The organism is Pueribacillus theae (assembly GCF_003097615.1).
Lineage (GTDB): Bacteria > Bacillota > Bacilli > Bacillales > UBA6769 > Pueribacillus > Pueribacillus theae.
The window spans coordinates 54582-77046 of the sequence record NZ_QCZG01000007.1; the positions used below are offsets into that span (position 1 = coordinate 54582).

Consider the following 22465-nt stretch of genomic DNA (forward strand, 5'->3'; position numbering starts at 1 on the left):
CGTGCTCCTTCGCAAATGGGAAGAAAAACGTTTTTTAATCCGTATACCGTTTTGAGGCATAGCCCTTATATCGCCTGTAAAAAATAAGTGCGATGCTTAAAACGATGAGCACGATTGACATCACTTGCGCAGCCCTTAGCGTTTCCGTCAACATTAAGCTATCTGTCCTGAGCCATTCAACAAAAAAGCGGCCAATTGAATACCAAATGATATACGTTAAAAATAATTCCCCGCGCCGCAAATTTGCCCTCCGCAGCAGCAATAAAATAAGGACACCAAGGAAATTCCAAAGCGATTCATATAAAAATGTCGGGTGGTAATACGTCCCTTTAATATACATCTGATTAATAATAAAATCTGGAAGCATAAGATTTTCAAGAAATTCGCGTGTGACAGGACCCCCGTGAGCTTCCTGGTTCATAAAGTTTCCCCAGCGCCCAATCGCCTGCCCAATTAAAATACTTGGTGCGGCAATATCCGCAATCTTCCAAAATGACAAGCCCCGCTTTTTCGCAAAAACAATCGCGGTGATCACCGAACCGATGAGCGCACCATGGATGGCAATGCCCCCTTCCCAAATGGCAATAATTTTCTCGGGATGCTCGGAATAATAACTCCATTCAAATGCGACATAGTAAATTCGCGCGGAGATAATGGCAATGGGCACTGCCCACATCAGCAAGTCAATAAACAGATCTTTCGGCATACCGAGCCGTTCAGTTTCCCTTACTGCCAGCCAAAGGGCAAGGATGACACCTGTCGCGATAATAACGCCATACCAATAGATTTTTAGCGGGCCTAATTGAATAGCAATCCTGCTAAGTGGTTCGATTTGGGTTTCCATCTTTTTCACTCCGATTCTGGATAAACTTAGTATTCTTCAAATTCCCCTTCTTCAATGACATCTGACAGCCTGTCAGAGAATTCCTGCGCCGCGTTCATCCCCATTCCCTTCAAGCGAAAATTCATAGCAGCGACCTCTACAATAACGGACAGGTTTCTACCGGGACGAACAGGAATCGTCAGTTTCGTTAATTCCGTATCTATAATTTTCATCCGATCTTCATCAAGCCCGAGACGATCGTATGTTTTATTCGGATTCCAAAGTTCAAGATGGACGACAAGGGAGATTTTTTTATGGTTTCGAATCGCGCCCGCCCCAAATAATGTCATAATATTGATAATACCGAGTCCTCTAATCTCAAGCAAATGTTTAATAAGCTCCGGCGCTGTTCCTACAAGGGTATTCTCCTGTTCTTGGCGAATTTCAACTGAATCATCGGCGACAAGCTGATGGCCTCGCTTGACAAGCTCCAGCGCTGTTTCACTTTTACCAACGCCACTCGTTCCAGTAATTAAAACGCCAATCCCATAAATATCGACAAGGACACCATGAACGGCTGTCGTAGGGGCAAGCCTACTTTCCAAAAAGTTTGTCAATTTACTGACTAAACGTGTTGTTGTCATTTGGGAACGCATGACTGGGACTGCTTTTTCTTCAGACGCATCAATAAGCTCTTTTGGAACATCTAAACCGCGTGAAATGATAATTCCAGGCGTTTCATCATTGCAAATTTTCCGTGCGCGTTCCCTTTTTACATGATCTTCAAGCGTATCAAAGAAATAAAGCTCCGATCTTCCTAACAATTGAAGCCGCTCCGCGGGATAATAAATATGGAAGCCTGCGATTTCAATACCAGGCCGCGAAATATCACTCGTAATGATAGGACGATGAAGCCCATCCTCCCCGCTGATCAGCTCTAGCTGAAACCTTTCGATTAAATCTTCTGTACGTACTTTTGCCAACGTTGAACCCTCCTAACGCCCAAACAACTCTTTTTCTATTTTAGCAGGTTTTCACATGAAAAAAACGCCCTTTATAAAAAGAGCGTTGAAGTCTCCGTTCGATGCCGAAGATTTCCGGAGAGAATCTAAAGAGCAAGTTTCTATAAAGCTTGGTTCAGATGGATTTTACGCCACCTGAACCTTAGCCTCCTTTATTTCGAAGCTTGGCGGCACTTAACTCCCGCTTATGGAAGGAGCCTAGTAACGCCGCTGAGATACAATCTAAGCCGCAAATATGCCAATACACATTTGATGAGCGGCTGATTATTTTCTCTGCAGTGGTTCGATAATGATTTTTTGAATGGCCAAATTGAGCAAAGCAATGACGATGGCCGCAAGGATGGCTGAGCCAAAGCCCTCAATGACAAACAAATCGCCCATTAGCGCAGATGTGAACATTAACGTAATCGCATTGATAACGATAAGAAACAACCCAAGCGTTAATACTGTGACAGGCAATGTTAATAAGATTAAGAACGGCTTTACAAAAATATTCATCAATGAGAGGATCATGCTCGCTAGGATAGCGGCGCCGATTCCCTCCAAATGAATAGTTGGAAAATAACCAGCGACAACGATAAGGACAACGCTATTAATGAAGAGGGATATGATCCAATTACGAAGCATTTATCCCTCTTGCTCCGTTACCGTAATGGCACCTGTTTTTGTATTCGCTTCAAGGGTCAGGATGGAAGTGGAGCTTTTGTTTGAAACAAACTTCAACAGGCGCTGCGCCATTTCTTTCTTCTCCCGTAAAACTTCAAAGGAGCCAACCTCACAATTGAGGCTGCCAAATGCTGTCACAAGCTCTCCATTGATTTGCATGTGTTTCGGTACCGATACGCGGACATTGCCCGTCGTCGATTTAAGCGAAATAACGCCTGGTTCGCTTAGTTTAGCCGTGATCAAACCTGAAAACGTTTCGGCATCCAAATCGCGGAAAGCGCCCACTGCTTTTATCGGCCCATTCAGTGTTTCAAGCTCAATATCTTCCGCTTTCCCTTCGACGGATATGGTTCCATTTCCAGTTTCAAGTTCCGCTTTTTCAACATCCAATCCTTGAAAGGTTATGCTTCCGTTCACTGTTTTAGCGTGAAGATTTTTCGCTTTAAACACCTGGCCATTCATATCTCCGTTAAATATGGAAAGATCGATCGATTCATAGGTTTTTTTAGGAATGTAGATTGTTGCCGTAACCTTCATGTCCCTTGGTTCACAAGCAAACAGAAGTTTATGGTTCACTGTTTCAAAAAGGGTCTCCCTTATGAACTTTTCCCTTGCTTCATCTTTGCTTGCCACTTTGTACACTTTTACTTCACAATCAACCTGGACAAAGTCTTCGTCCCAAGGCGAGAATTCGACAGAACCATTTTTAACGTCAACTTCGATTCTGTTCACTTCTTCTGGGTGATCTTGAAAAATATGGTTCACTGTTTCATACGTTCCGAAATTAAAATCGAAATCAACGTCTTTTAACTTTTGGATGAAGCTTTCAATATACTGGGAAATTTTCAATCCGCCTGACGCTTGCTTGTACGACTGTTTTCGGTTTTCCCATCCCTTCCAATCAACAAACTCAGAAGGCGGAGCTTCAGATGGCTTGCTTTTTTCCTCAACCTTCTGTTCAGCAGCCGGCTCGTTCAAAACTTTTAAAAGCCGTTCCGCTTCTTCAGCCGTAATTTTCCCATCGTGGAGCATCTGTAATATCATCTTTCGTTCATCGCCCATGTAGTTCACACCTTTCTATTAAAATCTAGATATGGATTTTTAGTTTTTCTTCTGTCCGTTTCCTGTAACGTTTTAAAATCGGGCTGAGATATTTTCCAGTGTACGACTTCTCAACTTCTGCAACTTGCTCCGGTGTACCTGTCGCTACAATTTGTCCGCCTTTATCTCCCCCTTCAGGCCCCAAATCAATCAAATAATCAGCCGTCTTGATGACGTCAAGATTATGTTCAATGATGAGTACGGTATCCCCGTTTTCTACAAGCCTCTGAAGCACGTTGAGCAAGCGGGAAATATCATCGACGTGAAGCCCTGTCGTCGGCTCATCTAGAATGTATAATGTTTTGCCATTTGACCGGCGGTGCAGCTGGCTTGCAAGCTTGACGCGCTGCGCCTCTCCGCCAGACAGTGTGGTTGCTGATTGTCCAAGTGTAATGTAGCCTAGACCGACATCATAAAGCGTCTGAAGCTTTCGGTTAATTTTAGGGATGTTTGTGAAGAATTCCAACGCTTCCTCCACCGTCATACCAAGCACATCGGCAATATTCTTCCCCTTGTAAAGAACTTCAAGCGTTTCGCGGTTGTAACGCTTTCCGTGGCAAACTTCACATGGGACATATACATCCGGAAGAAAATGCATTTCAATTTTAATAATACCATCTCCGCGGCACGCTTCACAGCGTCCACCCTTCACATTGAAGCTAAACCGGCCTTTTTTATAGCCTCTTACTTTCGCTTCATTCGTCTGGGCAAACACATCGCGAATATCATCAAAAACCCCTGTATACGTCGCTGGGTTTGAACGCGGTGTCCTTCCGATTGGCGATTGGTCGATATCGATCACTTTCTCAAGCTCTTCCAGGCCTTTTATATCTTTATGCGCCCCTGCCTTCACTTTTGCCCGATTTAATTGCTGCGCCAGTTTTTTATACAAAATTTCATTGACAAGTGTACTTTTTCCTGAACCTGAGACACCTGTCACACATGTAAAAACACCAAGTGGAATTTTTACGTTCACATTCTTTAAATTATTTTCTGCAGCTCCAACAATTTCAAGGAACCGTTTCGTTCCATTGCGCCGCTCCAATGGAACAGGAATAAATTTAGTCCCTGACAAATATTGGCCTGTAAGGGAATTTGCGTCATTCATAATCTCTTCAGGCGTCCCAGCGGCAATCACCTCACCGCCATGCGCTCCCGCACCGGGACCGATATCAATAATATAATCAGCGGCCATCATTGTGTCTTCATCGTGTTCAACAACGATGAGCGTATTGCCGAGGTTCCGCATTTCTTCAAGTGTCGCAATCAACCGGTCGTTATCGCGTTGATGCAAACCAATGGACGGTTCATCCAAAATGTAAAGAACCCCCATTAAGCGGGAGCCGACCTGGGTGGCAAGCCGAATCCGCTGGGCCTCTCCACCCGACAACGTTCCCGCCGAGCGGCTCAATGTTAAATAATCAAGGCCAACATTGTTCAAAAAGCCGAGCCGATCGGAAATTTCACGAAGAATAAGGCGGGCAATTGCGATTTCTTTTTCAGTCAGCACCAGCTGGTTAAAGAAATCAAGCGCATCATTGACTGATAGGTTTGTGGCTTCACCGATATGCCGATCGTTTATTTTTACAGCGAGCGCTTCTTTCTTTAGGCGATAGCCTTTACATGTTGGGCATGGCTTTTGCGCCATATAACCTTCCATTTGATCCCGTACAAAGTCAGAGCTTGTTTCTTTGAAACGGCGTGCGATATTACCAATGACACCTTCAAAAGGAATGCGGTTTTCCCTTACAACGCCAAATTCGTTTTCATACCGAAAATAAATGCGCTCTCCACCGCTTCCATACAATACCTTGTCCATCGCTTCGTCTGGAAGATCTTTCACCGGCACATCCATATCAATGCCATAATGGTTGCAAACACTCTTCAAAAGCTGAGGGTAAAACTGCGAGCTTGTCGGCTCCCATGCCGCAATCGCATGTTCATTTAACGAAAGATCCCAGTTTGGAATGACGAGATCAACATCCACCTCAAGCTTCAGTCCCAACCCGTCACAAGTTGGACAAGCGCCAAAAGGACTGTTAAAGCTAAACAGTCTCGGTTCAAGCTCGCCAATTGTGAAGCCGCAATAAGGACAAGCATGGTGTTGGCTGAAAAGCAGTTCTTCATCACCGATCACATCAACAATCACGCGGCCATCCGCCAGGCCAAGGGCCACTTCAAGTGAATCGGCCAGCCTTGCCTGAACGCCATCTTTTACGATAATTCGATCAATGACAACTTCAATCGTATGCTTTTTATTTTTTTCAAGGTTGATGTCGTCCGTAATTTCACGCATTTCCCCGTCGACACGCAGCCGGACAAACCCTTGCTTTTTAATATTCTCAAGGATTTTGGCATGCTCGCCTTTCCGTCCTGAAACAATTGGTGAGAGGATTTGCATCTTTGTTCTCTCCGGATACTCCATAATCCGATCAACCATCTGTTCAATCGTTTGGGAACTGATTTCAATCCCATGCTTCGGACAAATTGGCCGGCCGATTCGTGCATACAGCAACCGTAAATAATCGTAGATTTCTGTCACTGTTCCGACAGTCGATCGCGGGTTTCGGCTCGTCGTCTTTTGGTCAATTGAAATCGCGGGAGACAGCCCTTCAATCGCATCCACATCAGGCTTATCCATTTGCCCAAGGAATTGCCTCGCATAGGCTGAGAGCGACTCGACATAGCGCCTCTGCCCTTCTGCATAAATCGTGTCAAATGCGAGGGAAGACTTCCCCGATCCTGATAAACCTGTCAGGACAATAAGCTTATCTCTCGGTATGTCGATATCAATATTTTTCAAATTGTGGACGCGGGCACCTTTTACGACAATCTTGTCTACTGCCATCGTTTCCATCCTTCCTGTTCCAACATGTTCATAAACTTAAATAAAATTTTTATGCAAAAAGGAGGACAAAAAGAGCTCAATTCACATCCTGTGAACCTCCGGACTTTTTGAACTACCTCTCATGTTTAATTAACGTTCTGCCTTCAACTCAAGAACAAGATCGCGCAATTCTGCGGCTCGTTCAAAATTAAGCTCTCTTGCTGCCTGCTTCATTTCCTTTTCTAAGTTTTGAATTGTTTTCTCACGTTCTTTTTTCGACATGTTCGATAATGCTTTCGAAGCACTGTATGTTTCAGATTCTTCCGCAGCCGCGGTTGCACGGATGATATCGCGGACTTCTTTTTGAATGGTCATCGGTGTAATGCCATGCTTTTTGTTAAACGCTTCTTGAATCTCCCGGCGCCTTTTCGTTTCAGAAATCGCGTAATTCATTGACTTTGTGATTTTATCAGCATACATAATGACATGGCCGTTCACATTCCTAGCCGCCCGCCCAATCGTTTGTACAAGCGATTGTTCTGAACGGAGAAACCCTTCTTTATCCGCATCAAGAATCGCAACAAGCGTCACTTCAGGAATGTCCAGGCCTTCCCGTAACAAATTAATCCCGACAAGCACATCAAATACGCCGAGCCGCAAATCGCGGATAATCTCAATCCGTTCAAGCGTTTTAATCTCCGAGTGCAAATAACGGACCTTGATATCCATCTCCGTTAAATAATCGGTCAAGTCTTCTGCCATTTTCTTCGTCAATGTTGTCACAAGGATGCGTTCATTCTTTTTGACCCGTACATTCACTTCATGAAGCAAATCATCGATTTGTCCTTCACTTTTGCGTACATCGATGGTTGGATCCAATAAGCCCGTCGGCCTGATAATTTGTTCAACAACTTTCGGGGTATGTTCTAACTCATATGGCCCAGGCGTTGCGGAAACAAAAATTAACTGTGGCGCCTTTTCTTCAAATTCTTCAAATCGAAGCGGCCTGTTATCAAGTGCTGACGGCAACCTGAACCCGTGATCAACAAGCACTTGCTTCCTTGCCTGGTCACCGTTATACATGCCGCGTATTTGCGGAAGCGTGACATGGGACTCATCGATCATAACAAGCCAATCTTTCGGAAAATAATCGAGAAGCGTATACGGTGTTGCTCCTGCTTCCCTCAATGTCAAATGGCGGGAATAGTTTTCAATTCCCGAACAAAAACCCATCTCTTTCATCATTTCGATATCGTAGCGTGTCCGCTGTTCCAAACGCTGTGCTTCAAGCAGCTTATTCTCCGCCTTCAACACTTGAAGGCGTTCCTCCAGCTCTGCCTCAATCCGTTCAATAGCGATTCTCATTTTTTCTTCACGGGTAACGAAGTGGGATGCCGGAAAGATGGCGACATGATCACGCTGGCCAAGAATTTCACCTGTCAGTGCATCAACTTCAGTGATTCGATCAATCTCATCGCCGAAAAATTCAATTCGAATGCAGCGCTCATCCCGGGAAGCCGGGAACACTTCAACAATATCGCCACGAACTCGAAACGTCCCGCGCGTAAAATTTATATCATTTCTGGCATATTGGATGTCAACAAGTTCACGTAGAAGTTGATTGCGGTCCTTTTCCATGCCGGTTCGAATCGAAAGAACGAGCTCTCGGTATTCTTCCGGTGAACCTAAACCGTAAATACACGACACACTTGCGACAATAATCACATCATTTCGTTCAAATAGTGAACTTGTCGCAGAGTGGCGAAGCTTATCAATTTCATCATTGATGCTTGCGTCCTTCTCGATATACGTATCCGATTGCGGCACATACGCTTCAGGCTGATAGTAGTCGTAATAGCTGACAAAGTATTCAACCGCATTATTCGGAAAAAACTCTTTAAACTCACTGTACAGCTGGCCCGCAAGCGTTTTGTTGTGTGCGATGATTAAAGTTGGTTTATTCACTTCTTGTATGACATTTGACATTGTGAACGTCTTGCCCGTTCCTGTCGCACCAAGAAGCGTTTGATAGCGTTTGCCTTGATTGACCCCTTCGACAAGCTTTTCAATCGCTTTCGGCTGATCTCCCTCGGGTTTGTATTTTGATACAAGTTCAAATGTATTGTTCACGGTAAACCCCCATCAAAAACATTTAATGTAAGGCAATTATACCACGAAAGCACTGATCCAAAGCAAATAAAACGAACTGGTATTCGGGATCAATTTCCGGCTAACCCTCTCCTCACGTAATCCATAAACAATTATTTCAATAACGAATGGAATTTGTATCCTAATAAGGCAACATAGCCCGGCATGAAACTTTAATCGAAAAAAGAAATAAACACAGAAAAAGCGATTACCTTTAAAGTAACCGCGTTAACCTCCTTCAACGATCTTCGAAAATTCGTCAAGAGTTGTTGAATATTTAATATAAATTCTTGGTAAAAGATAGCGTTCGTCTTTCGTGCCCTTTTCGGAAAATAGTTCAGGCGTTGTCGTCAATCCAAACAAATAGTATTTTTTCGTTTCTTCTATAACCTTTTCATTGAAGTCTCCGTACGGATACGCAAGGGCAATAACTGGCTTTTCCGTTATTTGTTGAATGTGATCTCTGGACTCTTTTAATTCATATTTGTAATTTTTGATTTTCGTCAAATCAGGATGTGTGGCCGTATGAGACTGGATTGAGAATAAGCCCGAATTAGCCAGCATTTTTAAATCCGATTTCGATAATCGATTGGAGCGGCCGATGAAGTCTGAAATTACAAAAATGGTACCTGCTGGTTTAAAACTTTCGTTTTTTAGTTTTTGAAAGATGGCAAATGCATTCAGATTGTTTTTGTATCCATCGTCAAAGGTGATGAAAATAGGTTTGTTTACTTTATCAATTTCATACCATTGCTCAAAAGTTAATAATGTAAAACCATGCTCACGCAAATAATTCATTTGTTTCTCAAAATTCTCCGGGGTTACGTATAACTCCTTCGAGCCATGGCCACTAAACTCGTCGATTGAATGATAAACTAAGATCGGTACGTTTCTCACGGCAAAAACTTGTGATGGCAGAATTAAGACCAAAAAACATACTAACAACATCGCAACCTTTTTCATAATAATCCTCGCTTTATCTCCTGTTGTATCTTTATTGTTCCTAAATACCGTGGATATATTATGATTTCTAACATGTTTTAATTAAACTCCCTGGATTCATCTACGAAAATCAATCCAAGTTCATGATGCTCATCATGATAGAGTGCGCGCTGTTCAAAGCGCACCTCCCCATTCTCATCAACGACTTCCAACTTGCAAAAAGCTGCATTCGACTGCTGCAGCGCTTGATAAAATTCTGCAGCGCTACGGATGCTTATGCCATTCACCTTTCGGATGATTTCACCTGCTTGTAGATTCATCTCAGAAGCGGGTGTTTTTGGGATAATGCTTAAAACCATGATGCCGTTATTTTGTTCGGCAAACCGGAAAGGCCTGTCATGATTTGCTTTTTTCGCAAGGTAGAAAAGAAAAATGCGCATTGCAAACGACAGGGCAATCCCAACGATCGCTACGGACGGCAAGTCATAGAACACCGATAAAACAGAAGCGGCAAGCGCAACAATGGCAACAATCGTTAACCGTTTCCCTTCACGAACGGTAGATTGCTTAGGCAATGTATACGTTTGGAAATGCCGAAATCCAATTACAAAAGGAACGAGCAAGAAACGAAATGATTCGCCTAATCCAAAGATTGGCCACCAATCGATGCGTTCTATCCCTAAGCCCGGAACAAGCAAAAATGTTGGCACAAGCCAAATTCGCCTCGTCTCAAATCCCCCGACAACTCTTCCGCGTTTGCTCTTCATTCGCCTCGGAGACGGCCACCGCTTTGCTTGAAACAAAATAAGGAAAGCCTCCGCGAACATGAGTACACTGAGCAGCAAAAACAAGTTGGGCATTGAAGTTCCTTGGACATCCTGTATCCATTGATTGGCAATTGGAAATGAAGTCTCCCAATCCGGAAGAAAGAAAACAACGAAAACAGCCAGCAGGATAACGAAAGATGGTGTTAAAAGATTTGGGCGGAATGCCAAACTTAAAATAAACGTAATCGCCATTAGTAAAACGATTGTGCCTGCTGAAAGCATAAAACCAACGCCAAGAAAAAAAATGGACAGTACGATCCCTGTGATCAAACCAGGAACTACCGTACTATACACATCTGTCAAACTATCAAACACACGAAAGTGAAAGAGCGCACGCTCTTTTTTTACACGCTGTATCCCTAACATAAAAGCGAGCAGCAGTGCCATATAAAAAACAGGATTTATCCATAAACGCAAAAACCCGTTCAGCAATTCATAAAAAAAATCGGCTACCATAAAAATTTCCTCCAAAAAAGTTAAATCCGCAAATGAAGCCTTAACCTCTTTGCGGACTTATTCGACATTTTTTGTGCTTCTCCTGCATTATTCTGCAGCAAGTTCAAGTGCCGTTTTCAACTGAAGATCATTGGAACGATCACGAATTTCTGCCAGAACATTATCTTGGAGTTTAGTAGCTGTTTCAGCATCAATTTTGCCTGTTGCTTCAAGTTTGTTCTTTTTTTGGAAGGCAATGACAGCCTGTTTTGTCTCTTCGCTGAAATAACCGTCTGTCCTTCCTGGTGCAAATCCGAGTCCATCTAACATCTTTTGCGCATTTTTCACTTGATCATTATTCATGTCATATGCCAATGGTTCTTTATCAACAGTAAGTGGGTTCGCATAAAAATAATCCGGCTGCTCCACCTTAACCGTTGGCTTGATTCCTTTTTCATGGATCCAATTTCCATCGGGCGTAAGCCATTTAAACATGGTGAGTTTTAAATTGCTTCCATCGCCTAAATCAACCGTCTGTTGAACCGTCCCTTTTCCGAATGAGTTTACACCGACGAGTTTATAACCGCCTGCTTCTTTTAAAGCGGCTGCCAATATTTCTGAAGCTGACGCGCTCCCTTCATCAATGAGCCCAACGATAGGATACGGCTTTTTCTCTTTTAAAGACGAAATCAACCGTTGCTTATTCCCGTTCCTGTCTTCAATTTGAACATAAGGCTTATTACCTGGAAGGAGAATTTTTGAAATATGTTCGACACTCTCCAGATAGCCCCCGGGATTGCCGCGTACGTCAATAACGAGCCCATCAATGCCCTTTTCTTCTAACGCATTTAATTCTTCTTGAAAATCTTTCGCCGTTTCTTCAGAAAAAGAAGTAATTTCCAATAAGCCGATGGTTTTCCCGTTTATATTAAATTGATCGGCATACACAGTTTCAATCGGTATTTCATCACGTTTCACTTTAACATCGAGTGGTTCAGAAACCCCAGCCCGTTGAATGCCGAGCGTTACGGTTGTTCCTTTCTCCCCCCGTATTTTAAGCACCGCTTCATAGAGATCAAGCCCATCAATCGATTTTCCATCAATTGTCAGAATTTTGTCGTTTGGTTTCAGACCCGCTTTTTCTGCAGGAGAATCCTTAAAAGGGGCAACGATTGTCACTTTGCCGCCTTGCATGCTAACTTCCGCTCCAATCCCTTCAAATGAAGAATCGAGCGATTCAGTGAACTGCTGAACCGTTTCCTCGTCCATGTAAACGGAATAAGGGTCGTTAAGCGTCCCAATCATCCCTTTAATCGCGCCTTCCAACACTTCTTCGTTATCGATATTTTCAACATAGTTCCCCGAAATAAACTCGTATGATTTCTTAATCTTGTCCAATTCTTTTGATGTCAGTGCCTGGTTTTTTGAGTTTTTCGCTGCGCCTTGATCAACGGTAGCTTCATTTGAATCCAGCAGCGTCATTCCTAGATAGGTTCCCCCTGCTCCGATAAATAGAGAGAAAATGACGAGAGCAGCAACGATCTGCCATTTCAATTTCATCCTTTTCACCTCACAATTGACGTAAAAAAGCACCACACCATCTGATGTGATGCTTCCCTTTTATTCTACTATATGCAGGGCTTGTTTACATTATGTTTTGTTTTTAAGGATGTTCAAAAATCCGGGAACGATAGGCTGCGAATCTCTTCGTCAGCTTGCTCTTCCGCTCCTGTGAAAGGAGTTATGCACCTGCGTCTACAAGTATTGCTCCGAAGCATGCTTCCTCGGTGCAACTCGCAGCGGAACATAGAAGTATCGCTCGTCGCTGCGGTGCTCAGAGCTACGCTTCCTCGACCTTCTTGCCTCTCGTTGTCCTCTTTTTTGAACAAGAACTTATAGAAATTGCATTGGATTGACCGGATTTTTATAGCCGCCCGGATGAACTTCAAAGTGGAGATGCGGTCCAGTCGATGCACCCGTGTTGCCGATTTTTCCGATTTGCTGGCCTTGGGAAACCGATTGGCCATTTCTTACCGAGAACGCGCTCATATGTGCGTAAAGCGTTGTATACGATTTGCCGTTTATCGTATGGGCAATCATGACCGTATTTCCATAACCGCTCATCGTGCCAGCATAAATGACTTTACCGGATGCAGCGGCTCGAATCGGAGTTCCGATTGAATTCGCAATGTCGACTCCGTTATGGTTTTTCACCCGTCCAGAAATCGGATGGACCCTCGAACCAAAGGAAGAAGTAAATCTGCCTGACGCCGGCATAATAAATCCGCTTGATGATGAATGGCTCACTTCCGGCGCACTGCTTGAAGAAGATCCGCTTGGCGAAGAACCAGATTTAACGCTGCTTGGCGAAGATGCTGCAGAAGCAACATTTGATTGTTTAGCTGCTGACGCTTGTTTTCGTGCTGCTTCTTCAGCTCGTTTACGCGCCGCTTCTTCCTCCTTTTTCTGCTGGATATAGGCGGCTTCTTCGGCAGCTAAAATTTGTGCCTGGTGTTCAATTTCGCCAAGTTCGTCATGAAGATCCTCTTCTTCTGATGCCAGCTCATTTGAGAGGCGATCCTTCTCTTCAAGCTGCGCTTTTAATTCGTTCCGTAATTTTTTAAGGCTTTCAAGCTCATTTTGAATTTTATTCCGGATTTCTTCCACTTCTTGTTTCTTCTTTTCAAGTGCTTCCAAATCCGCTTTTTGCTCTTCAATAATCGTTCTGTCTTGATCGGCAATGATGTTTAAAGCAAGCACACGATCCAAGAAATCCCCGAAGCTTTGAGAACCGAGCAATACGTCAAGATAATTGACAGCTCCATTCACTTGCATGGAAGCAACGCGCTCTTTCAATAGCTTGTCCCTTTCAGCGATGCGAATCTCCAATTCTTCAATATCTTTTTTTAGCTTCTCAATTTCCTCTTCTTTTTTAGCAATTTCCTCTTGCTTCGCTACAATTTCATCCGAGGTTTTCGCCATTTGTGAATCAATTTTGGCAATCTGGTTCTTTACTGCCTGCTGTTCACTTTTTAATTTTTCAATTTCACTTTGCTTCTTCTGCTTTTCCGCATTGGTTGCAGCCTTTTCCGCTCGGATGTCATCAATTGATTTTGCTTGTGCCATTCCAGGAATCGTAATGACGCTTGAAGCGACAAGGCTCGTAGACAAAAACATTCCCAACAACTTTCGGTTCAACGCTATTCCTCCCCCAATTTACATAACAATCTTTCTATTAAACTTTCAAAAACTTTCGGATTGATGTTAAACTTCCCCAGATTCCTATGAAAATACCGATCACAGCAAGAATTACTGAAACTTGAGTAACAAATGGATGCACTGGCAGCATGTGGATAAACAATGTTTTTAATTTATCGTTAAATTCGTTATATATAAAATCGTAACCGAAGATAAGGACCACAATTGGAATGATCGAACCTAGCAGGCCAAGAAGCAAACCTTCCACAAAAAATGGCCAGCGGATAAACGCATTCGTGGCTCCAACAAGCTTCATGATTTCGATTTCTTTTCGCCTTGAAATGATCGTTAGTTTTATCGTGTTGGCAATTAGGAAAAGAGCTGTAAATAAAAGCCCTATAATTAAAACAACACCAATGTTTCTCGAAACTTCCAATATTTTAAACAAGCGTTCCACAGTTCCTTTGCCATATTGCACTTCTTCGACAAAATCAAAGTCTTCTGCTTGATTGGCAACGGTAATGGTGTCTTGCGGTTCCTTCGTTTTAATGGCGAACACATCTCGCAATGGGTTTTCATCTTTAAGCGATTCAAAGGCCTTGCCTTCATCGCCAAGGCTTTGTATTAAATTTTCCAATCCTTGTTCTTTCGGTATGTATGTAACCTCCGCTACTTCAGGCAGCGATTCGATTTGGTCTTTCAACATATTTTTTTGGTCGTTTTCCGCCGACCTGTCGATATAGACCCTTACTTCCACATCATCTTCAACTTGTGAAGCGATGGCATTCATGTTAAGGAGCAAAATGAGAAATACTCCTGACAGCAAAAGAGTAACGGTTACTGCACTAATCGACGCAAAGGTCATCCATCCGTTGCGGAAAAGATTTTTGACTCCTTCTCGCACGTGCCGTCCTATTGTCCTAAATTTCATAACCGTATTCTCCCTGCAGCTCGTCCCGGACAATCCGGCCGCCATCGATAGCGATAACACGTTTTTTTGTTTTATCTACGATGTCTTTGTTGTGTGTTGCCATGATAACTGTCGTGCCTCTCTCGTTGATTTCTTTGAATGTATCAACGATTCCCCATGCTGTATCGGGGTCCAAATTTCCTGTCGGTTCATCTGCCACAACAACCTTTGGTTTATTTACGATAGAACGTGCAATGGAAACACGCTGCTCCTCACCGCCAGATAATTCGTCAGGAAATGCCCTTGCTTTATTTTTTAGTTTTACTATTTCAAGAACGTCCATTACTTTGCGTTTGATGTCTTCCTGTTTCTCGTCTATTACTTCCAAGGCAAAAGCAACATTCTCATAGACGGTTAATTTAGGAAGCAACTTAAAATCTTGAAAGACAACTCCAATTTTACGGCGCAGATATGGAACATGGCGTTCTTTTAACTCCGCCAAATTCGTATCATCAATGATGATCGTGCCTTTTGTTGGTTTCTCTTCACGGTAAATCATTTTTATAAATGTTGATTTACCGGCACCACTCGGCCCTACGACGAAGACGAATTCTCCCTTCTGGATTTGTACGTCAATGCCGTTAATCGCCATCACGCCGTTTGGATATGTCTTCCAAACGTCTTTCATCACGATCAAAAATATCACATCCTAGTATTGCAAGAATTACTTAAGTTCGTTCAAGCAATGTTTGACAAAAAATATTCGTTTTTGGTTAGCCAAACCCATTATAGCACCGTTATTCGACTTTTTGAGTCAAATTAACATTACATTTTCATTACAAAAGTAACAAAATTTGCTTTTTTGCATTGTCTAAATCTGTAAATTCCTCTCTAAAAAGGGCAGATTTAACGTTACTGGGATGTTACAGCCGATAAATTAGTCCTTAAGTCCTGATATAATAGAATGAGATAGTCTTCAAGGAATTCACATTCTTAACAAAAGGCTATGTTAATAACCAATGTTGATTTATGAACCTCAGCGGGGACGATTTTGCCTGAAGAGAACCTTTTTTCCGTCAGGAAAACCCGCTTCTCGGAAGGTAAATCGTACCCGCAGGGTTATCAACAATATTGTTTAACAAAGCCTAACAAAAAAACACAACGCACTATGATGTGCGCTGTGTTTTTTCATTTTCTTATTTACTTTTTATCCGCCAGCCAAGCAGCTACGTTCTCTGCTTCGTCTCCTTGGATTAAGCCTGCAGGCATTCCGTTGCCTTTTCCGTTTTCAATAATATCAAGGATTTCATCTTTTGAATATTTCGATCCTACTGCATCAAGAGCAGGCCCGCTTGCACCTTCGAGGTTTCCGCCGTGGCAGGATGAACAGTTTTGTTGGAATGTAGCAGACGCTTCATCTGCATCATAGTCGGCTGCTGCATCTCCGCCTACATCTCCATTGCCATCGTTATTTTTGTCTTCAGTTTGTGTGCCGTTATCATTATTCGTTCCGGTGTCATTTGCGTTGTCGCCTCCGCCGCCACAAGCAGCCAAAACGACAGCGAGCATTAACATACTAAATAGTGTAATCCATGTTTTTTTCAATGTCCTTTCTCCTTTCATAAAGTGATCTAGCTTCCTTGCCCAATATCTACTATAGCAAATGGGCAACAAAACTTCATGGATTCTATACCCATTATCAAGCTGAAATAAAACAATTTACCAAAGTTGTAACAATAGTCTTTCCTTGTTTATTTCCAGCTATACAGAGAACAGGCTTTTCATATCAAAAAACAGGATTACCTTATTACGAGATCTGCGATCGTAAATATGCGTTGATAAAAGGATCGATATCCCCATCCATTACACTTTGGATGTTTCCAATCTCTACATTTGTGCGGTGGTCTTTTACCATGCTGTAAGGATGAAAAACATAGGAACGGATTTGGCTTCCCCAGCCGATTTCTTTTTGTTCGCCGCGAATTTCCGCCATCTCTTTTTCCTGTTCTTCGATCCGGAGCTTATACAATTTAGATTTCAGCATTTTCATCGCTTTGTCCCTATTTTTAATTTGGGAACGCTCTGATTGGCAACTGACGACTGTGTTTGTCGGAAGATGTGTAATCCTTACGGCTGAATCCGTCGTGTTGACGTGCTGGCCGCCTGCACCGCTTGAACGGTAGGTGTCAATTTTTAATTCGTCAGGTTTAATGTCGATTTCAATATCGTCATTAAATTCCGGCATGACATCACACGAAACAAACGATGTATGCCGTCTTCCAGACGAATCAAAAGGGGAGATGCGGACAAGGCGGTGGACACCTTTTTCCGCTTTCAAGTACCCATACGCATTATGCCCTTTAATTAACAATGTCACACTTTTGACACCCGCTTCATCTCCAGGAAGATAGTCTAGCGTCTCCACCTTGAACCCTTTATGCTCCGCCCATCTCGTATACATGCGAAGCAAGAGTGATGCCCAGTCCTGTGATTCCGTTCCTCCGGCCCCTGGGTGAAGCTCTAAGATCGCATTGTTTTTATCGTATGATTCACTAAGAAGAAGAGTAAGTTCATATTCATTCAATGAATCGACTAGTTTTTTCAGCTCTTTTTCCAGTTCCTCGCGAAGCTCAGGATCGTCTTCTTCTTTTATTAACTCATAGGTTACTTCAAGGTTCTCGTACTGGTCTTGAAGTTCATTGAACTGCTCGACCATGTCCTTCAATCCATTTGATTCATTGATAATGGATTGTGCCGCATTTTGATCATCCCAAAAATTCGGCTCTTGCATCTTTTTTTCAAGCGCTTGAATTTTCTTCGTCTTTGTTTCTAAGTCAAAGAGACCCCCTAAAGTCTTTTAATTTCTGCTCAATTTCCGTTAATTCGTTTCGAATTTCTGCTAATTCCATAGATAGACCACCCTATATTGTTATGATTTTACACGACTTTTTTACTTCCCATGGCAATTTTTATACTTTTTACCGCTGCCGCATGGGCACGGATCATTTCTGCCAACCGTTTTTCCTTTTCGAACGGGCTGTTTTTTCTTCGGCTTGCTTTCTTCTTTCGGGTTTACGGCTGTGCCTTCCGCAACTTTTTCACGCTGCAAATTTTGCTGGATTTCCGCTTTCATAATGTATCTCGAAACATCTTCTTCAATTGCGGCAATCATCTCTTCAAACATTTCAAAGCCTTCAAATTGATACTCTCTCAACGGATCATTTTGTCCATACGCCCTTAAGTGGATTCCCTGCCTAAGCTGATCCATGGCATCGATATGATCCATCCATTTGCTGTCAACCGATCGAAGAACGATGACCTTTTCGAATTCCCGCATGCGTTCAGGTTCCAATTGCTTTTCTTTTTCATCATATTTGTTTTTTACTTTTTCAAACAAAAGTTCGATCATCTCTTCTGGATCTTTGCCAACTAGATCAGTTTTCGATAACATGCCTTCACTGAAGAAGGTTCCATTCATATAGTCTGCAATGCTCTCTAAATCCCAATCTTCTTCAACTTCTTCTTCAGGCGTATGAAGCTTGACAACACGTTCAATCACCGATTTCATCATGTTCTCAACGACTTCACGCAAATTGTCTGATTCAAGCACCTCGGCACGCTGCTTATAAATGATTTCACGCTGTTGGCGCATGACATCATCATATTGTAGCAACTGTTTACGGGCGTCAAAGTTGTTACCTTCCACCCGCTTTTGTGCAGATTCAACAGTCTTTGTGACCATGCGGCTTTCAATCGGCTGGTCTTCCTCCATGCCGAGGCGATCCATCATGCCCATTAAATTTTCCGAGCCAAAACGCCGCATCAGCTCATCTTCAAGCGAAATATAGAAACGGGATTCCCCCGGGTCGCCCTGCCTTCCTGAACGGCCGCGCAATTGGTTGTCAATCCGGCGGCTTTCGTGTCTTTCCGTACCTAAAATATACAGCCCGCCAAGACTTTTTACTTCTTCATCAATCTTAATATCCGTCCCGCGTCCCGCCATATTCGTTGCGATGGTCACTGCGCCTTTTTTACCCGCCTGCTCAATAATTTCCGCTTCACGTTCATGATTTTTTGCGTTCAATACGTTATGCGGAATCCCTTTCTTTTTAAGCAATTGGGAAATGAGTTCTGACGTTTCGACCGCAACTGTCCCGACAAGCACAGGCTGTCCTTTTTTATGGCGCTCCACGATTTCTTGCACAACCGCATCAAATTTTCCTTTCATTGATTTGTAAATAAGATCGGGGTTGTCAATACGTACAATAGGCTTATTTGTTGGAATCTCAATCACGTTCATATTATAAATATTGCGGAATTCTTCTTCTTCCGTTTTCGCCGTTCCCGTCATGCCCGCAAGTTTTTCGTAACGGCGGAAATAATTCTGGAACGTAATCGTTGCGAGCGTCATGCTTTCCCTTTGGATTTCCAGTCCTTCTTTTGCTTCTATTGCTTGATGAAGCCCGTCGCTGTACCGGCGGCCTTTCATCAAACGCCCGGTAAACGCATCAACGATAACAACTTCGCCATCTTCCACGACGTAATCCTGATCTTTCAGCATGACGACATGCGCCTTAAGCGCCTGATTAATATGGTGGTTCAATTGCACATTTTTAATATCATATAAATTTTCAATGCCAAAAAACTTCTCAGCTTTATTGATTCCTTCCTCTGTAAGCTGGACATTTTTCGTTTTCTCATCATGGGTGTAGTCTGTCTCTTTCGTCAACATCTTGACAAATTGGTTCGCACGGATATAGAGATCGGTTGATTTGTTTGCCGAACCGGAAATAATGAGCGGTGTTCTCGCTTCATCAATTAAAATGGAATCCACCTCGTCTATGATGGCAAAATGAAGCGGGCGCTGCACCATATCTTCTTTATACAGCACCATATTATCCCTTAAATAATCAAAACCAAATTCATTATTCGTACCGTACGTAATATCAGCTTGATATGCTTCTTTCTTCGCTTCACTGTCAAGGCCGCTCACATTCAATCCAACAGTGAGGCCAAGAAATTCATAAAGCTGCCCCATCTGTTCGGCGTCTCTTCTCGCCAAATATTCGTTCACCGTCACAACGTGAACGCCTTTTCCTGTGAGGGCATTTAAATAAACAGGCATCGTAGCAACAAGCGTTTTCCCTTCACCCGTTTTCATTTCAGCAATATTGCCTTCGTGAAGCACAATCCCGCCCATTAATTGCACAGGGAATGGCGTCATGCCAAGGACCCTTGTTGCAGCTTCCCTCACAACAGCAAATGCTTCTTCCAAAAAGTCATCCAATGATTCGCCTTTTGCAACTCTTGATTTATATTCTTCTGTCCTATTTCTTAGTTCTTCATCTGAGAGATTTTCCATCCGCGGGGCATAGGCTTCAATCTTTTCCACCTTTTTTTGCAGCCGGCTAATTTGCCGATCATTCGCAGTCGGAAATACCTTTTTTAATAATCCTATCATCGTAAACGCTCTCCTCTATATGACATGCGCGAAATTATTCTTTAAAGTAAAGTACCGTTCATTCTTTTATTTTAACAAGACCCTCACTTATATACAATAAGTACGAATGAAGCAGCCCCGCCCCAATGATTTTGTACGAAAAAAAGCACAGCTTCAAATGAATGATGCTGTGCCTTTCTTCATGTATGATGAACGCTTTTTCATTCCGGCTCAATAAGTCCGTATTTTCCATCTTTTCTTCGGTAAACGACATTCGTATGGCTCGTCTCCGCATCCGAAAATACGAAGAAGTTATGCCCAAGCATATCCATTTGCAAGATCGCTTCATCTACATCCATCGGCTTTAAATTAAAGCGTTTCGTACGAACCACGCTAAAATCGGTATCCTCCTCTTTCGGTTTTTCCTGCTGGATCCCGGCGGCATTTGTAAAAAACTGCTTTACACTTCCATCTTGGCGAAATTTTCGATTAATTTTTGTTTTATATTTTCGAATTTGCCGCTCTAGCTTCTCGACAACGAGATCAATGGCAGCGTACATGTCTTGGCTGCTTTCCTCACCCCTGAGCAGCAAATCTTTCATCGGTATTGTTATTTCAATGGAATGTCGATCATTGTACACTTTTAAATTCACATGCACTTCAGAATGAATAGGAGCATCAAAATAACGTTCGAGCTTACTCACTTTCTTCTCGATGTAACCTCTCAAAGCTTCGGTCACTGTAATGTTCTCACCGCGAATTGTAAAATTCATGGCTGACTCCTCCCCGTGCAATAATTTTCAATGTGCGAAACATTGAATTCCGACTAAAAAAACAGGAAGACGAATTCTCCTATTTATGTATCTATACTTCTCTATTCCCTAACAATATTCCTGCATAAACATAAAAAAAAATCTGTCGAAAAATAGACAAACCCTCCCGGAAAAAAATCCAGGAGGGTTATACGTACGCTTCAATTCCTTTTATAGCCCTTTATTATGAGAAAATGTTCAGTTTGAACAAATACCAGGGAATGTGAATTAAAGCTTAACTACGTTGTCGGCTTGTGGTCCGCGTGCGCCTTCAACGATCTCAAATTCAACAGAGTCGCCTTCATCCAACGTTTTGAAGCCCTCTGATTGAATTGCTGAGTAGTGAACAAATACGTCTTCACCATCTTCACGTTCAATAAAGCCAAAACCTTTTTCTGCATTAAACCATTTTACTTTACCTTGCATTCTTCTTTCACATTCCCTTCATGTGCAATCTTTTGTAAATGTTCACACTTTGTTAACATTTACATTTTAAATATAATCTCTTTAGGGAATGATTGTCAAACAACGGCTAATTTTTTTTATCAAAGTACATCCCGTCAGCCGCTGCGTTTTTGTATGGGTTCATATATTGCTTGCTGCGTTGCTGTTTTCGTTTAAACGTTTCGAAATTGTTTTTCATCACCTTGAATTGTTCATAAAGCAGCTTATCAATTTCCAAATTAATGGCAACAATGCGCTTTCCGATTTGTTTTTCTTCCGCCGAGTAATCGCCGGGAAGCCTATCGATCAATTGTTGGCGGACAGAGAGAAGTTTCTCTACCGAAGAAATGTACTCATCCTTCTCCTCCACATTATCGGGCATGCCGCCATGCAAGCTTGAATGAAGCTCTTGCGTCACCAAATATAATTCATTCACAGTTGTCATTATGCCCGTTCTCTTCCATCATGCTGCAGTTTACGGTTCAACAAGACGGCTTCCTTCCACGTATCACGGAATTCTACGACAAATCCTTCCACTTCGTCTAAAATGGCGGCATCATTTTTAATATTCGCTTCTATGAGCCTTCTGTTTATATACTCATACAGCTGCATCATCTGATTCGAGACCGGAATATCCATATTCAATGTCACCATGAGTTCTGAAATGATGTTTTGCGCTTTTTGGATCGCCGTGTTTTTTTCTTCGATTTGCTTTTCTTCCATTGCACTCTTCGCTTGCTTTATAAATTTTAAACACCCATTGTAAAGCATGAGTGTCAACTCACCTGGCGCCGCAGTATTCACAGCATTATTTTGATATGTAGCATACGGATTTCTTGCTGACATAAAAAAGCCTCTCCTTCACTCTTT

Annotated in this window: 19 protein-coding genes; all 19 read right to left on the reverse strand. The window is 42.6% G+C overall.

Translation table 11 applies throughout. The annotated features are described in order from the left end of the window. Positions 1-34 precede the first annotated feature (34 nt). Positions 35-844 carry a prolipoprotein diacylglyceryl transferase gene (gene lgt / locus DCC39_RS05110; protein ID WP_116553807.1) on the reverse strand — a complete coding sequence of 270 codons (810 nt, stop codon included), beginning with the start codon at positions 842-844 and terminating at the stop codon, positions 35-37. Between the two features lie 26 nt (positions 845-870). Further along, positions 871-1806 carry an HPr(Ser) kinase/phosphatase gene (gene hprK, locus DCC39_RS05115; protein WP_116553808.1) on the reverse strand — a complete coding sequence of 312 codons (936 nt, stop codon included), beginning with the start codon at positions 1804-1806 and terminating at the stop codon, positions 871-873. Positions 1807-2109: 303 nt separating this feature from the next. Further along, positions 2110-2472: a phage holin family protein gene (locus DCC39_RS05120; protein WP_116553809.1), complete on the reverse strand. Its 363-nt coding sequence runs from the start codon at positions 2470-2472 to the stop codon at positions 2110-2112. Further along, complete coding sequence (locus DCC39_RS05125; RefSeq protein ID WP_116553810.1) at positions 2473-3573, reverse strand: DUF4097 family beta strand repeat-containing protein; 1101 nt, start codon at positions 3571-3573, stop codon at positions 2473-2475. It abuts the gene before it with no gap. 25 nt (positions 3574-3598) lie between these two features. Next, on the reverse strand, positions 3599-6460 hold the full coding sequence (uvrA, locus tag DCC39_RS05130) for an excinuclease ABC subunit UvrA (RefSeq protein WP_116553811.1): 2862 nt from the start codon (positions 6458-6460) through the stop codon (positions 3599-3601). 129 nt (positions 6461-6589) lie between these two features. Further along, a complete protein-coding gene (gene uvrB, locus DCC39_RS05135; RefSeq protein WP_116553812.1) occupies positions 6590-8569 on the reverse strand; it encodes an excinuclease ABC subunit UvrB in 1980 nt (659 codons plus the stop codon). Positions 8570-8815: 246 nt separating this feature from the next. Further along, positions 8816-9550, reverse strand: a complete 735-nt coding sequence (locus DCC39_RS05140) for a polysaccharide deacetylase family protein (RefSeq protein ID WP_116553813.1) — start codon at positions 9548-9550, stop codon at positions 8816-8818. A 77-nt stretch (positions 9551-9627) separates the two neighbouring features. After that, positions 9628-10812 carry a PDZ domain-containing protein gene (locus tag DCC39_RS05145; RefSeq protein ID WP_116553814.1) on the reverse strand — a complete coding sequence of 395 codons (1185 nt, stop codon included), beginning with the start codon at positions 10810-10812 and terminating at the stop codon, positions 9628-9630. Positions 10813-10899: 87 nt separating this feature from the next. Continuing rightward, positions 10900-12345 (reverse strand): S41 family peptidase, encoded by a 1446-nt coding sequence (locus DCC39_RS05150; protein ID WP_165820781.1) that lies wholly within the window; start codon positions 12343-12345, stop codon positions 10900-10902. Positions 12346-12684: 339 nt separating this feature from the next. Continuing rightward, a complete protein-coding gene (locus DCC39_RS05155; protein ID WP_116553816.1) occupies positions 12685-13989 on the reverse strand; it encodes a murein hydrolase activator EnvC family protein in 1305 nt (434 codons plus the stop codon). Between the two features lie 37 nt (positions 13990-14026). Continuing rightward, positions 14027-14920, reverse strand: coding sequence for a permease-like cell division protein FtsX (ftsX, locus tag DCC39_RS05160; RefSeq protein WP_116553817.1), 894 nt, complete (start codon positions 14918-14920; stop codon positions 14027-14029). Continuing rightward, complete coding sequence (ftsE, locus tag DCC39_RS05165; RefSeq protein ID WP_205948469.1) at positions 14910-15596, reverse strand: cell division ATP-binding protein FtsE; 687 nt, start codon at positions 15594-15596, stop codon at positions 14910-14912. Before ftsE ends, ftsX begins: the two co-directional genes overlap by 11 nt. 503 nt (positions 15597-16099) lie before the next feature. Further along, complete coding sequence (cccB, locus tag DCC39_RS05170) at positions 16100-16504, reverse strand: cytochrome c551 (protein WP_240613540.1); 405 nt, start codon at positions 16502-16504, stop codon at positions 16100-16102. 202 nt (positions 16505-16706) lie between these two features. After that, positions 16707-17808 (reverse strand): peptide chain release factor 2 gene (gene prfB, locus DCC39_RS05175; RefSeq protein WP_116553820.1). Its coding sequence is split into 2 segments (ribosomal slippage): positions 16707-17735 and positions 17737-17808, totalling 1101 coding nucleotides; the frame shifts between segments, so codons are not numbered across the junction. A 41-nt stretch (positions 17809-17849) separates the two neighbouring features. Next, positions 17850-20360, reverse strand: coding sequence for a preprotein translocase subunit SecA (secA, locus tag DCC39_RS05180; RefSeq protein WP_116553821.1), 2511 nt, complete (start codon positions 20358-20360; stop codon positions 17850-17852). A gap of 200 nt (positions 20361-20560) precedes the next feature. Next, positions 20561-21112, reverse strand: coding sequence for a ribosome hibernation-promoting factor, HPF/YfiA family (hpf, locus tag DCC39_RS05185; protein WP_116553822.1), 552 nt, complete (start codon positions 21110-21112; stop codon positions 20561-20563). Positions 21113-21379: 267 nt separating this feature from the next. Beyond that, positions 21380-21577 (reverse strand): cold shock domain-containing protein, encoded by a 198-nt coding sequence (locus DCC39_RS05190; RefSeq protein WP_116553823.1) that lies wholly within the window; start codon positions 21575-21577, stop codon positions 21380-21382. Positions 21578-21683: 106 nt separating this feature from the next. Then, the gene (locus tag DCC39_RS05195; protein WP_116553824.1) at positions 21684-22040 is read right to left on the reverse strand and encodes a hypothetical protein; all 357 of its coding nucleotides are present in this window, start codon (positions 22038-22040) and stop codon (positions 21684-21686) included. Then, positions 22040-22441: a flagellar export chaperone FliS gene (gene fliS / locus DCC39_RS05200; RefSeq protein ID WP_116553825.1), complete on the reverse strand. Its 402-nt coding sequence runs from the start codon at positions 22439-22441 to the stop codon at positions 22040-22042. Before fliS ends, DCC39_RS05195 begins: the two co-directional genes overlap by 1 nt. Between the last annotated feature and the right edge of the window lie 24 nt (positions 22442-22465).